The sequence below is a fragment of the Vibrio sp. vnigr-6D03 genome, assembly GCF_002835515.1.
Taxonomy (GTDB): Bacteria; Pseudomonadota; Gammaproteobacteria; order Enterobacterales; family Vibrionaceae; genus Vibrio; species Vibrio penaeicida.
The window spans coordinates 23,903-38,155 of record NZ_PIZL01000001.1 but is presented as its reverse complement, the minus strand read 5'-3'; the positions used below and the strand labels follow the sequence as shown (position 1 = coordinate 38,155).

Sequence of the window (14,253 nt, the reverse complement as noted above, 5' to 3'; positions counted from 1 at the left end):
CTCCTTTTTAGTTACCTTGAATTGCTCTCAACGTCGGTTGGGAGTGACGAATATTATTTTGATGCATGTGTAATATCGACAATAAATTGGTGTCGACATAGTTATTTCCCACGCACCCAAGACCAATATACGTTGTGTAATACGATGGCTGATAAGACTCGGGTTCTGAGCGTTTGTCTTTTAAGTGATGACACATACCTAGCGAGAGCGGTCCCTTAAATATCTTGCTAAACACTTTTTCTCTGGCTAAGCGGGATTGCCAAAGTCGAAAACCCCCGGGCGTATATTCCGTATTATTGGCTCGATAGCGAAACAAAGCCGTGTTCTGGCAATCACGATTAAACTCCGAATGAGTTCGGATACGTTCGGGTTTTAATGGCTTAGTTGGTATGTACTGGGAGTGGATCGGGTAGCCAAAACGTCGACACGCTTCTTCTGTACCTCGTAGTTCATTCCCAATTTTCGGTTTTCTCGGAAGCGGCGGGGCGACCGCTAACCATTGGTGGTTCCCATCGATACTTCTTAAGGCACCGATCAGGATATCTCCCGCCGAACCATTTGCTCGGTATAGTGGGTTGCTGTCTGGGTAGGGTGAGGAAGTCACGCCTTTTTCGCTTACCCAATCGTTCAGTTCATTGTTATTCACCAAAGCCAGCTTAGAGAGCTGCATGGCGTTACGAATTGGAGTAAAACGCATCATGTCATCAAGCTTCAACGTCTTATGGTGCTTCTCGTATTTCTCAATGTCTAAACCATCAGCTTGTAACATCGCAATGATTTCTTGCCCTTGAGCACGAAAGGTTAATAGATTTTGCTCTGAAGAATCAGAAGCATATAAGTCAACAAGATCCTTTTTTGTTACATGATGATCCCATAAGCGAGCAAGAAATTCTGCACTACCTGGTGCCGCGACCGATTGGTCTGTAAACGGAATGGCTTGCCGAATTAGCCGACCAATTTGGGGGAGCACCGACACCTTGATTTCAGCGTTGGCTTCATCAAACTCAATGATGGCATCCCTCAGGCGGCGGTCTTGAATCAAGGTATTTAGCTTGAACTGGCGAACGGTTTCATTGAAATCAGTGTAAGACTCAATCCCTACCTGACATGAGCGCGAGAGCATTTGGCTATTCGGCACAGGGGAGCTGAAAATAGGCGCCCAACATATCACCCAATTCTTTAACGCCTGCACCGCGCTTTTCTGTTCTTCGAATCGGTTGCCGTGCGGTCGTAGCAATTCGCGCCCTGTCTCTTCGTAAGCGTGAATATAGGCATCGACAGACGCTTCAATGTTTCGTGTCCAACCGGAAAGGCTACGTTCAATGGCAGTCAGCCCAACATCGCGCATAGTCGATAAAGCCGACAGCACCGATTTTTCCAAATTCATCTTGGTAAGCGCTTCTGCAAGTGCGGTAAGTCTTCTCTCTCGAATCATGAGCTGGTTGTTATAGTGGTTTCTTGCAAAATCCAAATCCAAGCGCACACGAGACAAACGATTCTTAGCGGTGCGATATTGTTGCTGAATCCAACTCGGAAGCAGACTAAGCACGCGCTCAATGACTCGGTCTGCGGTTGAAAAGGCATTCTTTAAGGCGATATTGGATTCAATATGCTCAATTACGTTGTTGGTCGCGTCTTCCAAATTTTGGGTGGCTGCAACCAAACTTTCCTCGTGCTCTTTCAGTGTTTCGTAGGCATCGCTAGCCCCTTGAATAGCGATATTTTTGGCGTCTTCTGCTGCTTGCCAAAGTTGCTCTGCGTCGCTGACTTTTTGAATTTGTTCATTCAATACACGCCGAAGTTCGGTTTGGATGGGCTCAAATCTTTGATTGAGTTGTTTGGAAATTTTCCAAGATGCCCACATTGCCCAAATATGGACTGCCCCACTTTCTCTGCCGTATTGCCAAGCGGTGGTATCGTTTAAGATCAATGTTCTCCGAACAAACTCGGTCGGTGCTTTGAGCGATTGATAGCTGTCTTGAGCTTGAGCTCGTGCTTGAGTATGGCTTTTCGTACTTATTCTTAGAATGGATAGGGGATCGTCGTCATACGAATCATGGAGCGAATTTATGTACCCTTCTAACGCAGTATGGCGAGCCGGTACGGTTTGGTTTTTCGATAAAGAGAAGAGATCCCCCGTGTAGACATTCACATAGCTGTGCGCCCACGTGTCCATTGCCGCATGGAGGAGATAACCGTAAGCAAAAGCCACTTCGCTCGAGCCACGGTTTCCCGATGTTTGCAGCGCAGCGTCTCTAACATGCCTCAGCCAATCGTCGGTTTGCCAGCCCCAAGAATGACCACTCAGATACAAATTAGCCGCTTTCATTACAGGTAAGATGAGGGGAGAGACGCCATAGTTATCGGGCGAACCTAAGTCGATATCTTTCGGGTGGCAATATCGGTTATCGGGCTGCAATTGACCTTTTGAGTCGACATTTATTTTCTCGCCGCAGCGGTTGAGTGGCTGAAAGGGAAGACCTGGGTGCGTAGTCATTTGTCCAGCCACCAGATCGGGATATATGTCAGCTCCGAGTACACCAAAAAGAAACGCTTTGGGGAATCGCTTAATGGAACGGACAACAATCGGGTCAACGGTCAGCGTGTCGGTTTGCCCTGATTCATCGAAATAAATCGAGACTTTGTTGTCTTCAACGACGTCTTCTGCCACTTTCGCCGCGAGCCAAACATGGGTGCCAATTTTGAAGGCGTTAGCCGGAGTTGAAAGCAACAAACCAGTACAGATAGCCAAGTGCAACAATTTATAATGGAAGTTCACTCGCGTCGTCTCCGTTAAGGCAGAACACATTCTTGAACAGGGTATCCATTGGTATCCGCTAACAAGGTGTCTTTTATCTCGTCTCCGTACCAATCGATTTGGGTAAGGTTCCGGTGAGGCTGCCCATCCAAACACAGCCACTGCTTTTGATAATCAGGCTGCAAATTATCGCTATTTCTGTCCAATTGGTTTTGCTGAATTTCATTGTATAAAAACGCGAGATAGAAATTCATGACATGAAAATGCCATTCTTTGAATTGCTGAGTCGCAGAAATAATGAGTGGAGTGGGCGGGCCTTGGTCTTCAGAAATGTGAGCAAAAATATCGCTGTCTCTGGTGGTGTTAGGAAAATCTGTCGGTTGATGGTTTTTATTGAAATAAAGGACATGATCCGCCGCATAGTATTGCGGAACAAAGTTCAAAAAATTGCTGATATTAGGAAAGCCCGGTACTGGGTCTCGGTAGTTAATCGTGGCATAGACATTAACGTTCGAGTCGAGATCTTGAGTAAATCGGAGGTCACCGATTTTAGGCGAAGCAAAACTGTACACCGACTGAACCTTAAACCCTTCTGCACGTAATTTATAGCCCAGAACCGTCGCAGTCGCGCCCCCTAAACTGTGACCCGCCAGAAAAATAGGTTTATGCGTGTCGCCCATTTCACGCAGTGCTTGCTCAATAAGCGGAAAGAGGGTTTTAACGACGGCAGCGTATCCGCTGTGGAGTTTTCCTTTTGCATTGGGAATGAGTAAGTTGGCATTTAGCGGAACACTCGGTCCATTGGCGAGAATATCCGTCATGAAGTTATACGCGATTTGTTCGTCGTGTATCGATTGTTCGTCCACCATTTGCGTTCCCCGAACCGCAATCAAAACGATGTCTCGACTGGATGCAATGATGGCATTACCGCTGGTGATCGAGTTAGCAAACAAGACCTTTTTGAAGCCCCAATGGCGATACTGTTCTTGTGCCGCGCAGCGGTAATCATTTTCTGTTGTGGCATAACCACGCCCATTGGCAAATTGTTGGTAATAGGTACGAATGGACGCTTGCATTGCAAGGTAATTGTTCATCAAGCGATAGTCGGTGGTGTTGATAAAGTGCTGGAATTTATTTCTACTGCCAGCAAATGTATTGCCGTAGCCTCGTGTTCGGCATTGGCTGGCGGCACCCAATTCGCCCGCTAAGTTTGGGGCCCCTGATTGAAGAGAATCCCACAGACCATCCACCGTTTCAGTTAATACAGCAAACCCAATAGACAGAGGATCCCGCTTGGGTGACGACGTAGAAAGGCAGCGTAATTCCCACAAATCCACCAAACCGATATACGTTTCATCTGGGTTCACTCTATGCCAAGCGGCACTGCCTAACCCTTTTACTCGAACTAAAAAGTCAAAATCCCCAACGTTCTCTATCGTTCGGATGTCTTTAACCACCTCGAATTTCTTCTCTAGCACTGGCACTGGCACCGCCATTGCGTGATAGATAGATTGTGTCGCTGAAATCTTCTTTTTGATTTTTGCTTGGCAAACATCGGCAGAGAATGCCGAAAGAGAAAAAAACAGATTGATAAAGGCGAAATTCAATATCCAGAGTTTCATAAATCCTCGAGCTCAAATGTTTTAATTTATAAGCAATTGTTAAATTATTGATCGAGCTAATGGAGGTAAAACGTGATTCATACAACAACCACTGGGTCGGGGGCTCTCAAAAATTAGATCGTGAGTATAAACTCTGATAAATCTAAACAAACGACGTCTCAAATTGTCAGGTACATCTTGGAAGAGCAAACACCTAATCAGCCTTTAACTCGCCTCCGGAATCACTTGTCTCAGTTCATTTCCATATCCGATGAAGAGTGGGAAATGATCTCAGCAAGTTTCACGGTTCAGAATTTTGATAAGGATGTAAGCCTACTCGGAAGTGGTCAAACTTGTCGGAGTATGTTTTACGTAAGCTCTGGCATAACGCGTTCTTATGTCATTGACGAAAATGGTCGAGACTTCACCACTTGTTTTCACTTCAATAAACCCTCTTCAAACGTGAAAAACTTATTCCTTACCGATTTTTCGAGCGTTATTCGAAAGGAAGCTTCTCAACTTCATTTTCAGACGCTTACGGAAGTGTTGGCAGTTGAATTGCCTATTTCTGCAATTTCTGGACTTTATGACCGTGGGTCGAAATGGGAGAAACTAGGGCGAAGGCTGGCGGAAGAAGCGTATTACCACACGCAAAAAAGAGCGATGTCGCTGCTCATGAAAACGGCGAAACAGCGTTATATTGAGCTATGTGAACAGATGCCACATCTAGTTGATAGTATTCCAGAATATTACGTGGCGTCCTATCTGGGTATTACGCCTCAATCACTCAGCCGAATTAAAAGTTGAAGCCAAATTACCATATGGTAATGCTTTGTTTTTCTGTCGATATTATCTTGCTCCAAAACAGATTGGAGAGCAGCCATGTCTATACGTAAACTCGTTCAGCACCAGCAAAACACTTACGGTCATTTTCACCAACATCAGGGCAATTTCCTGATTCATTTAATCATGGTTCCGGTATTCATCATCGGGTTCTGGGGGGCAATGGTTTCGTTGGTTCTTGGTAAGTTTTTGATTGCTGGAGGTATGGTGCTATTGCCCTTTATCTCTATCGCCATTCAGGGTTTTGGTCACAAAAAAGAAAACCTACCTCCGGAGCCATTTACTGGTCCAAGTAATGCGATTGCCCGAATCCTACTCGAGCAACTTTATACCTTTCCAAAGTACGTGGTTTCGGGAAAGTGGAAGAAAAAGTGCCAGTAATGGCGTTTTCTGAACATTTACTTACTGTGATTGGTACAGGAAACCAACGCGCTTTGGATAATGTCGATCGCTTCCTCTACAATTTCGTCCTTAGTGGGGCAAAAGCATTAGTATGCTTTCAAAACAAATAATGAGTCCGCAGCGTTTTCAGCCTCTGAAACAATCAAAGTGTAGCTAGTCTGGGAGTGTCGAAATACTCCAAGCAATGCCCTAAACATCCAGTATCTTATCTTTTTCTCTGGTTTCTATTTCTACTTATGTGCTCTGTTTCTTATATTTTGTGTTTTCTTATTAAGTATCAGTAAATTGAATGGTATTTTCACGTTTGGTTACGACAGGCTGTAGATGAATTATATGGACAGGTTGTCGGGTAGTAATTGTTAGGTATTTTCGGTTAATCAACATAAGGAAACTTTATGAGAATATGTGGTATCGAGTTAAAAGGAAGTGAGGCCAGATTGGCACTAGTTCAAAAAACAGCTCAAGGTATTGATCATGTGTCAATTGCCACCAAGAAAATCCCTCTTGTAGACGGTGAATGCTCTGTTCAAGTAAAGTCGTTTAAAGAAACTTTTGAGAGCTTTTGTCGCGAAAACTTGGTTGACAAAGTGGTAATAAAAAAGAGAGGTAAGAAAGGAGAGTATGCTGGCGGAGCCGATACTTTTAAGATGGAAGGTATTATACAAGTATCTGATGCACCGAACGTAATTTTGATTTCACCTCAATCAATCTCCTCAATGCAAAAAAAAGCTGACATTGAAATTCCTGATCAACTTAATAAGTATCAGCATACAGCATATCTTGCTAGCGTGGTTGGAGCGGATAAGTAAGTGGCAGAGCTCTATATTGATGGTCTAAGCGCACCAGATGAGATAAAGGCTGAATTGGTAAAACTATCAAAAACGTATGCTTTTACTAAAGAAGTCGAAAAAGGCGCTAATGGCTACTTATTTTTTGGTCGCAATCGAATTATGGCAACAGATGTTGCTGTAAAATTTTATTATTGGGGTGGCGATAAAGAATATCATGCAGAGCCTAGAAATTTAGCCGCAATTAATTGTGAGAATATTCTATCCATATTTGATGCTTCGTTTATTGATAATGACTGGGCATATTTTGTAACGCCTTATTGCCAAAATGGGGATTTAGACGATTACATTGAGCAGACTAACTTTGGTAACTTGCAAGCTATAGATTTTGTAAGTGCTGTTTTAACCGGATTGTCACACCTTCATGCAGAGAGGTTTCTTCATAGAGATATCAAACCTTCAAATATATATCTTAATGATGAAAAGCAAGCTGTTATTGGTGATTTTGGCTCACTTAAAGTTGCCCCTGAGGGCTCTGATGAAATCCCTTCCTCTAGCCACTCAATACTGTATCGTCCCCCTGAATCAGTACTGCATAATACCTACACAAGTAAAGGCGATATTTATCAAATGGGTATTGTTTTTTTTCAACTATTAGGGGGCGCATTACCTTATGACGAGCATAGTTGGATGAGTAAGGCTGAGCTTAAACACTATAACAGCCTGAATGATAATGTTGATAAATCTATCTATGTGGATCAATGCATTAAGAATAAGATCACTAAAGGTAAAGCTGTCAATCTAAAGACTTTGCCACCATGGGTTTCAGAACAAATGAGGCGTGTTATAAGGAGAGCGATCAATTTAGAACCTTCAAAACGATATAAGAATGCTACGGAATTTAAAGCTGACCTTCATAAAATTCGGCCATCAACTTTAGATTGGTCTATTTGTGATGGTAATCCTCAACTATCAGCAAATACTAGCTACCGTATAACTGCAAAGGGGGGAATATTATCCGTTCAAAAGAGAAAAAACGGAGATTGGAGAAACGATAAAACAGTTCGTGGCAATAGTATTAAGGAGTTAGTCCAGCAAATTGAAGAAAAGATTTAACAAACGCTTCAAGCCGACTGCTAGCACGTGGCATTTTTGGTTAGTAGTAAGAATTGTATTTAATGGCAATCCAGTAGCTGTTGTATTGCTGTGGCAGCAGCTTAAATAGGCGTTATACATACGAGGAGTGTTCCTACTGTGACAATGTATTATAAATATAGATCTTTTTCAGAGTTCAGCATTAAAGAATTACTGTATCAGGAGCTTTACTTTGCGACACGTCAAGAGAGTAATGATCCTTTTGATAGTAAAACGTTCTATGAATTTTCTGCTAATGAAAACTATTGGCGTAACCTGCTTGAAATTGTTGCTGAAAAATTTACTGGTTTTAAAGAATCGGACATCAATGCAGCAGCTAAAAGGCTTGTATCTCTTAGCCCTATGACTTATGAGCAGGTTGCTAATCTCGATATTACAAAGATTATCTTTGAAAGTATTGACCCTAAAAACTACCCCGTATCTATTTTGTTTTCTAATGAATTTAAAGCTCTTATTGATCTTTATGCACCAGAAGAAAGCTACTTCACTTGCTTTTCTAAAGTGAAAGATGACCCGTTGATGTGGGCCCACTATGCAGGAAATCATCAAGGTTTTTGCCTAATATTCCAGCCTATTAATGGTGCTCTAAATCAACATCCATTTTATCGTCGCACTAGCGTTAGGCGTGAATCTCCCAATGGTATAGCGCCATCAATGGGTATGGGGTTACCAGAGTCGTTTCAGTTCATACCTGTAGAATATCAAGACAAAGCGGAATCACTTTGTGCTTTTTGCCGTTTACCCCGAGGAGTTACCAACTTTAACCTTACAGAAGGTGAAAGATTAAAATTGGCAACTATACAATCTAGTCAGTATGTCCAAAAGCATTGCTCATGGAAATATGAACAAGAAGTACGTTTATCATTCACTCCAATATCAGGTTACCTTTATGGACAAAAAGTTAACTTAAGTAAACAAGAACGGTTGTTTCACTATGACCCTAGTCAGTTAGTAGGCATTGTCTTGGGTGCACAAATGAGCGCTGAAAACAAAGTTAGGCTACGTGAAGTTATTACTGAAGTGTTGAGCAGAAGAGAATTATACAAGCAAGGTAAACGAGTGTTGTTTAATTTCATGGTGTTTGAAGCGGAGCTCTCCTCAGTTCAAAGGAATTTGAATATTAAACCTGTTGAGTTATTAACGTTATCTAAGAATTATCAACCGAGTGCACCAGAGTTTGATCGATTTTACTCCGAGTGGGAGCAAGGGGTGGGTATAGAGTTTAATGGTATGTCGAGCGTTAGGGTTGTCATATCTGAGTGAATATGTATAACACATATTAGCTTTCCACTTGTGAATAGGCAGTAACGATCTATTGGCTGCGATAGCAGCCAATAGATTTTGGGCAACGAAGTTATCTGTTTCGTTTTGTCATTTCGGTCATTAAGCATGTCTTATCGACTGCTCTCTGCTAATCAAATAGCCCTTTTTCAACTCTTTACAAGTGTTAATCCAAAATAGAGTTACCTACTACATCAAAATATCTGCTAACGACACTCGCCCCCCTATAAGACTAGAACTCTCAAAGACCTACATGATATTGTTTCAGAACTATCAGTAAATTATTGGGTGAAGTAGTGGTGCTGTGTTGCCTGATGATTGTGATGTGTCGAGAGGATTAAAATGAAGATTAATACTATGAGGATTCCTTGCAATAATTTTGAGGAATCTGAAAACTTTTATACCCAAAAACTTGGGTTAACTAAGATATATGGATCCGTATCGGATGGCTTTGTAGGTTACCAGCTAGATAATGCGCAGATGATTATAGAGCCAGAAGAAAAAGGCGAGTTTGAATCTGGAAGGTACCTAGGCTTTAGTCTCGAAGTTGAAGATATCAACGCATTTTACGCTAGGTTGAAGCAAGAGGGTGTCGAGTTTACAGGTGCTCCAGAAAAGCAATTTTGGGGTGGCATCATGACTCATATAGTGGATCCGAATAAGAATACATTTTCAATTGTACAGGTTGAGAGCAAAGCGGGATGACATGTTTCGTAATCGTCAGAAAACCTCGCAGCCATTTCGTTGTATGAAAAAGCGCCATTGAAGGCGCTTTCTGAATACTTACTTACCGCGATTGGAGTTGCTACAAGATATAAGCGCACTTTGAATAATGTCGATCGCTTCCTCTACTATTTCGTCCTCTACGGTGAGTGGAGGCAGCAAGCGAATCGCATTGCCAAATTGACCACATGGCAACACGATCAAACCCTTATTTCGGCATTCGGCAATAAACGGTGCAACGTATTCTGGAGCAGGGGTTTCGCCGTTTACAAAATCAAAGGCAATCATAGCGCCAGCATGGCGAATATACGCAACAGGAATGTTGATGTGCGATTCCTTAATATGGCTTATTGCTTTGTGAATTCTCTGACCTATCGCTTGTGCCCTTTGGTTAAGGTTCTGGCTTTGAATTTCATCCAAAACGGCGTGAGCGGCAGCACATCCGACGGGGCTTCCACCGTACGTTCCTCCTAGACCACCTGGCGCTGGGCTGTCCATCAGTTCACGTTTTCCAATGATCCCTGAAAGGGGATAGCCTCCGGCTAGTGCTTTCGCCACAGTGATCAAATCTGGCTGTACATCAAAATGCTCGCTAGCCAACGTTTTTCCGGTTCGACCGAACCCCGTTTGCACTTCATCAAAGATCAAAACGATACCGTGTTCATCGCATAGGTCTCGCAATTTTGTCATCAATTCGCTAGGTGCGGCGTAAAAACCCCCTTCACCTTGAATAGGCTCGATAACAATGGCAGCAACGGAATCGGGGGAGATGTCTGTTTTGAAAACCTTTTCTAGCGACTTCATGGTGTAGCTTGTATCCATACCTTGATAAGGCACAGGGAAGGGTACGTGGAAAATGTCGGCAGGGAAGGGGCCAAAGCCCTCTTTGTATGGCGCGATTTTCCCCGTCATGCCCATGGTTAGCATGGTTCTACCGTGAAAGCCGCCATGAAAAGCGATCACACCACGGCGCTTGGTGTAGTGGCGAGCGATCTTCACTGCGTTTTCCAGCGCTTCGGCACCCGTTGTCATTAACAGGGTTTTTGCATCGTCTATGGGGGCTAACTCATTTAAGCGCTCGGCAAGGGAAATATACGTCTCATAGCCTGCAACCTGAAAAGCCGTGTGACTAAAGCGTTCAATTTGGTCGATAACGGCTTGTGTGACAGCCTGGTTACAATGCCCTGTATTGACAACGGCAATACCAGCCGCAAAATCGATAAAGCGTCGGTTTTCTACGTCCCAAATTTCAGCGTTTTGAGCGCGTTTCACAAACAAAGGGGTAGCCGAAGCCACGCCTCTGGGCACCGCCTTGTTTCGGCGATCCATCAGTGACTGATTATTCATTTGAGGTGTCCTGTCCTTTTTAAGAAAGCCCGCCAAAGCAGACGTATTTGGTTTCCAGATATTCTTCGATGCCGGATCGCGATCCTTCTCGCCCTAATCCAGAGTGTTTGATGCCGCCAAACGGGGCAACTTCATTGGAGATGATTCCTTCATTCACGCCCACCATGCCGTACTCAAGCGCTTCGCTAACGCGTAAGCAGCGATGAATATTGGTGGAATAGAAATACGCCGCCAAGCCATATTCGGTGTCGTTGGCCATGTCAATCGCTTGCTCTTCCGTTTCGAAACGAAAAATGGGGGCGACGGGGCCAAACGTTTCTTCCGATGCGATGCGCATTGCGGGGGTGACATCGGCAATGACGGTTGGCTGATAAAACAAACCACCCAGAGAGTGGCCAGAGCCGCCGGTGAGCAATTGCGCACCTTGGCTCAAAGCATCTCGGATATGAGCATCGACCTTGTCCATTGCTGGCTCACTAATCAAAGGACCGATCTGATGCTTCGGATTCATACCCGAACCCACTTTGAGCTTGCTGACGGCTCTGGCGAATTTTTCAGAAAATTGTGCGTAGACACCGGATTGCACCAATATTCGATTGGTACATACACACGTTTGCCCCGCATTACGAAACTTGGAGGCAAGCGCACCTTCTACGGCTTCATCGAGATCGGCATCGTCGAAGACAATGAAAGGCGCATTGCCACCCAGTTCCATGGAAACGCGTTTTACCGTATTAGCGCATTGTGCTAACAGCTTTTTGCCAACGTCTGTTGAACCAGTAAAAGACAGCTTTCGGATTGTTGGGCTATTACACAACACGGCACCAAGTTCTGCCCCTTTGGCTGCGGTTACCACGTTGATGACGCCTTCTGGAATGCCCGCTTGTTGTGACAACGAAGCCAGCGCGAGCGCTGAAAATGGCGTCGATTCCGCTGGCTTGACGATCGCGGTGCAACCTGCCGCTAAAGCGGGTGCCAGCTTGCGCGTGATCATCGCAACAGGAAAATTCCAAGGCGTTATGGCAGCGCAAACGCCAACGGGTTGCTTCAAGGTTTGTAGACGACGGTCTGCTGATGTTGAGGGAATAACATCTCCGTACGCGCGTTTCCCTTCTTCTGCAAACCATTGAATGAATGAAGCCCCATAGGTCACTTCCCCAAGCGATTCCGATAACGGCTTCCCTGATTCCAAGGTGATAAGTTCCGCCAAATCGGCTTGATTTTCTAGAATCAATTGATGCCAATTCATCAAATATTCGGCTCGCTGCTTGGCAGTCAGTTTTCGCCAAGATTGCAGAGCGGTATTTGCGGCATTGATAGCTGAAACGACCTCTTTTCCCGACATATCAGGAACCGTACCGATTTCATTGCCGTTCGCGGGGTCATAAACCGAGAAGCACTGGTCCGTTGCGCTTTCCACCCATTGACCATTCACAAAGGCGCGGTGTTGAAGTAACGTCATTGGCTTACTCCGCTTTGCTCTATGTGCTGTTTGGCGGCGTCTAGCAGCGCTTGATGATCACGTCTTGCATTCAGTGCATCTTCCATGCTCACCTTCACAAACTGAGTGGTGGCATTTGGCTGCATTTGACCAATCAAATCCATGTCTGTCGAAATGACGGTGCCAATCATGAAATAGCCGCCTCCTGACACCGCGTCACGGTGCAATACGATGGGCTCTTTCCCTGCCGGAACTTGAATGGAACCGTAGGGGTAACAACCGTCAACGATGTTGGAAGGGTCCGAACCGGCTCCAAAAGGCTGGTCGCGTTCAATGAATTCAAGAGGTGTACCATTTTTAAAGCGGTAACCAATGCGATCCGCTTCGGGCGCGACTTGCCATTCTTCTGCAAAAAACTGTTTGCCAGATGCTTCCGTAATGCGATGCCAGTACAATCCCGTCACGACTCGAAGAGCAGTGCTTGAGCTGACCGCGTTACGACGTAACGTCACTGGTAGGTGACGTCGTACAAAGGCAGAGTTTTCTTTGGTATTAGGTTGTTTAGGAACAGACAAATCAGTAACAGGTAGGTTGTCACCTTCTTGAATGGGTCTACCTTCAAAGCCGCCAAGTGCACCGAGTGTGTAGGTCGAACGGCTACCCAACACTTCCGGTACATCAATACCGCCACTAATAGCAATGTAAATTCTTGCGCCAGCGGTAAGGTGACTAAATGTAAGGGTTTGACCTGCCTCAACTCGAAAGCTTGTCCAGTTTTCTTGTGCAATACCATCGACCATTGGTGTCATTTCTGCACCCGTTACGGCAACCGTGCAGCCTGTCGAAAATTCCAGTTTGGGTCCCATAAACACCGCTTCCAACACGGCCGCGTTTTCATCGTTTCCGACCAGCCAATTCGCGCATCGGCACGCAAATCTATCCATGGCGCCTGAAACCGGAATACCCAAATGAAAATACCCTTTACGACCAAGATCTTGCACTGCTGTCGCTAAACCCGGGTGAATAACCTTAATGCTCATACAGTGCCTCCTTTATTTTGGTGTTGTAGCTGCCCATGTTTGCTTCAAATTCAGATAAAGAGAATTGAACTGGTTTAATTACAGGCTGATAGGTGCCTGCTTCTACCTGCTCCACTATTTGGTGATATTCCGCCTCGTTGATGGCACGAAACTTAACAATATCTCCCGGCTGGAAGAAGACGAGAAAGTCTTTAAGGTGAGCCACACTCTGGCTTGGGTCGTAGATGGGCATGGGCGTCACACCAAACATTTGGTATCCACCCGCGCCGCGCACCGAATAAATGCACGAGAAACATCCGCCGTAGCCGACCGTGAGTTTTGGGGTATCGGTTCTCGGGCGAACGTATTTCGGGACTTGGATTTGCTTTTCTTGCTCCACCATTTGAAACATGAAAGGTAACCCTGAAACGAACCCCACCATGGTAACCATCCAAGGGGAATTAGCGTGCGCTTCAATAAACGCATCAATCGAGTCGTAGCCGTTGATTCTCGCGGCGTAGGAAAGATCGGTGCCTTGTGGATCTTGGTGCCTTTCCCTAAATCGCATCAGTGTTTCGTGTGTCCATGGATCTTGGTAATACACGGGTACTTCAACGATGCGGGTGTCTATTTTCGCTTCGTTTTCTGCCATAGACGCTTCAAGGTCTTGTATGGTTTTCAGCATGTCTGAAGGTGCACAAATGTCAGGGTTGTATTTCACCTGAAAAGACGCATTTGCAGGGCAGATTTCTTCTACCCCCTGAATGTTGGCTTGTCGGATAGCTTGCGTCATCGACAAGCTTTTGAAAAAGGCAGCAAGTGACATCTCTTCGCTAACCTCTACAAATATGTGTTCGTCTCCGCCATAGGAGTAGCGTGTTTTCATCGTCGTTCC

At 44.8% G+C, this 14,253-nt stretch carries 12 protein-coding genes; 6 read left to right on the top strand and 6 right to left on the bottom strand.

The window, feature by feature from the left end:
- Positions 1 to 7: 7 nt before the first annotated feature.
- Together CW749_RS00175 and CW749_RS00170 are read right to left on the bottom strand one after the other, a co-directional pair.
- Complete coding sequence (locus tag CW749_RS00175; protein ID WP_145997810.1) at positions 8 to 2,779, bottom strand: hypothetical protein; 2,772 nt, start codon at positions 2,777 to 2,779, stop codon at positions 8 to 10.
- Positions 2,780 to 2,793: 14 nt separating this feature from the next.
- Positions 2,794 to 4,380, bottom strand: a complete 1,587-nt coding sequence (locus CW749_RS00170; protein WP_101109864.1) for a lipase family protein — start codon at positions 4,378 to 4,380, stop codon at positions 2,794 to 2,796.
- 177 nt (positions 4,381 to 4,557) lie between these two features.
- On the opposite strand from CW749_RS00170, the gene CW749_RS00165 reads away from it, so the two are divergent.
- The 6 genes from CW749_RS00165 (at position 4,558) to CW749_RS00140 (ending at position 9,533) form a co-directional block, all read left to right on the top strand.
- Positions 4,558 to 5,166 carry a Crp/Fnr family transcriptional regulator gene (locus tag CW749_RS00165; protein WP_145997809.1) on the top strand — a complete coding sequence of 203 codons (609 nt, stop codon included), beginning with the start codon at positions 4,558 to 4,560 and terminating at the stop codon, positions 5,164 to 5,166.
- A gap of 75 nt (positions 5,167 to 5,241) precedes the next feature.
- Complete coding sequence (locus tag CW749_RS00160) at positions 5,242 to 5,583, top strand: terminase (RefSeq protein WP_101109862.1); 342 nt, start codon at positions 5,242 to 5,244, stop codon at positions 5,581 to 5,583.
- 416 nt (positions 5,584 to 5,999) lie between these two features.
- On the top strand, positions 6,000 to 6,413 hold the full coding sequence (locus CW749_RS00155) for a DUF3010 family protein (protein ID WP_101109861.1): 414 nt from the start codon (positions 6,000 to 6,002) through the stop codon (positions 6,411 to 6,413).
- On the top strand, positions 6,414 to 7,508 hold the full coding sequence (locus CW749_RS00150) for a serine/threonine-protein kinase (RefSeq protein ID WP_101109860.1): 1,095 nt from the start codon (positions 6,414 to 6,416) through the stop codon (positions 7,506 to 7,508).
- A gap of 144 nt (positions 7,509 to 7,652) precedes the next feature.
- Positions 7,653 to 8,810, top strand: a complete 1,158-nt coding sequence (locus CW749_RS00145; protein WP_101109859.1) for a DUF2971 domain-containing protein — start codon at positions 7,653 to 7,655, stop codon at positions 8,808 to 8,810.
- A 360-nt stretch (positions 8,811 to 9,170) separates the two neighbouring features.
- Positions 9,171 to 9,533 (top strand): VOC family protein, encoded by a 363-nt coding sequence (locus CW749_RS00140; protein ID WP_101109858.1) that lies wholly within the window; start codon positions 9,171 to 9,173, stop codon positions 9,531 to 9,533.
- A 78-nt stretch (positions 9,534 to 9,611) separates the two neighbouring features.
- Here CW749_RS00140 and gabT read toward each other — a convergent pair whose 3' ends face one another.
- From gabT to CW749_RS00120, 4 genes are read right to left on the bottom strand one after another with little or no spacing between them, the layout of a single operon-like run.
- The gene (gene gabT, locus CW749_RS00135; RefSeq protein WP_101109857.1) at positions 9,612 to 10,898 is read right to left on the bottom strand and encodes a 4-aminobutyrate--2-oxoglutarate transaminase; all 1,287 of its coding nucleotides are present in this window, start codon (positions 10,896 to 10,898) and stop codon (positions 9,612 to 9,614) included.
- A gap of 19 nt (positions 10,899 to 10,917) precedes the next feature.
- Positions 10,918 to 12,360: an NAD-dependent succinate-semialdehyde dehydrogenase gene (locus tag CW749_RS00130; RefSeq protein ID WP_101109856.1), complete on the bottom strand. Its 1,443-nt coding sequence runs from the start codon at positions 12,358 to 12,360 to the stop codon at positions 10,918 to 10,920.
- On the bottom strand, positions 12,357 to 13,379 hold the full coding sequence (locus CW749_RS00125; protein ID WP_101109855.1) for a biotin-dependent carboxyltransferase family protein: 1,023 nt from the start codon (positions 13,377 to 13,379) through the stop codon (positions 12,357 to 12,359). Before CW749_RS00125 ends, CW749_RS00130 begins: the two co-directional genes overlap by 4 nt.
- Complete coding sequence (locus CW749_RS00120) at positions 13,369 to 14,244, bottom strand: carboxyltransferase domain-containing protein (protein WP_101109854.1); 876 nt, start codon at positions 14,242 to 14,244, stop codon at positions 13,369 to 13,371. The genes CW749_RS00125 and CW749_RS00120 overlap by 11 nt, the downstream gene beginning before the upstream one ends.
- Between the last annotated feature and the right edge of the window lie 9 nt (positions 14,245 to 14,253).

Coding starts and splice junctions, on each gene's coding strand:
- CW749_RS00170 (WP_101109864.1), bottom strand. CDS start 4,380: ATGAAACTCTGGATATTGAATTTCGCCTTTATCAATCTGTTTTTTTCT.
- CW749_RS00160 (WP_101109862.1), top strand. CDS start 5,242: ATGTCTATACGTAAACTCGTTCAGCACCAGCAAAACACTTACGGTCAT.
- CW749_RS00155 (WP_101109861.1), top strand. CDS start 6,000: ATGAGAATATGTGGTATCGAGTTAAAAGGAAGTGAGGCCAGATTGGCA.
- CW749_RS00145 (WP_101109859.1), top strand. CDS start 7,653: ATGTATTATAAATATAGATCTTTTTCAGAGTTCAGCATTAAAGAATTA.
- CW749_RS00140 (WP_101109858.1), top strand. CDS start 9,171: ATGAAGATTAATACTATGAGGATTCCTTGCAATAATTTTGAGGAATCT.
- gabT (WP_101109857.1), bottom strand. CDS start 10,898: ATGAATAATCAGTCACTGATGGATCGCCGAAACAAGGCGGTGCCCAGA.
- CW749_RS00130 (WP_101109856.1), bottom strand. CDS start 12,360: ATGACGTTACTTCAACACCGCGCCTTTGTGAATGGTCAATGGGTGGAA.
- CW749_RS00125 (WP_101109855.1), bottom strand. CDS start 13,379: ATGAGCATTAAGGTTATTCACCCGGGTTTAGCGACAGCAGTGCAAGAT.
- CW749_RS00120 (WP_101109854.1), bottom strand. CDS start 14,244: ATGAAAACACGCTACTCCTATGGCGGAGACGAACACATATTTGTAGAG.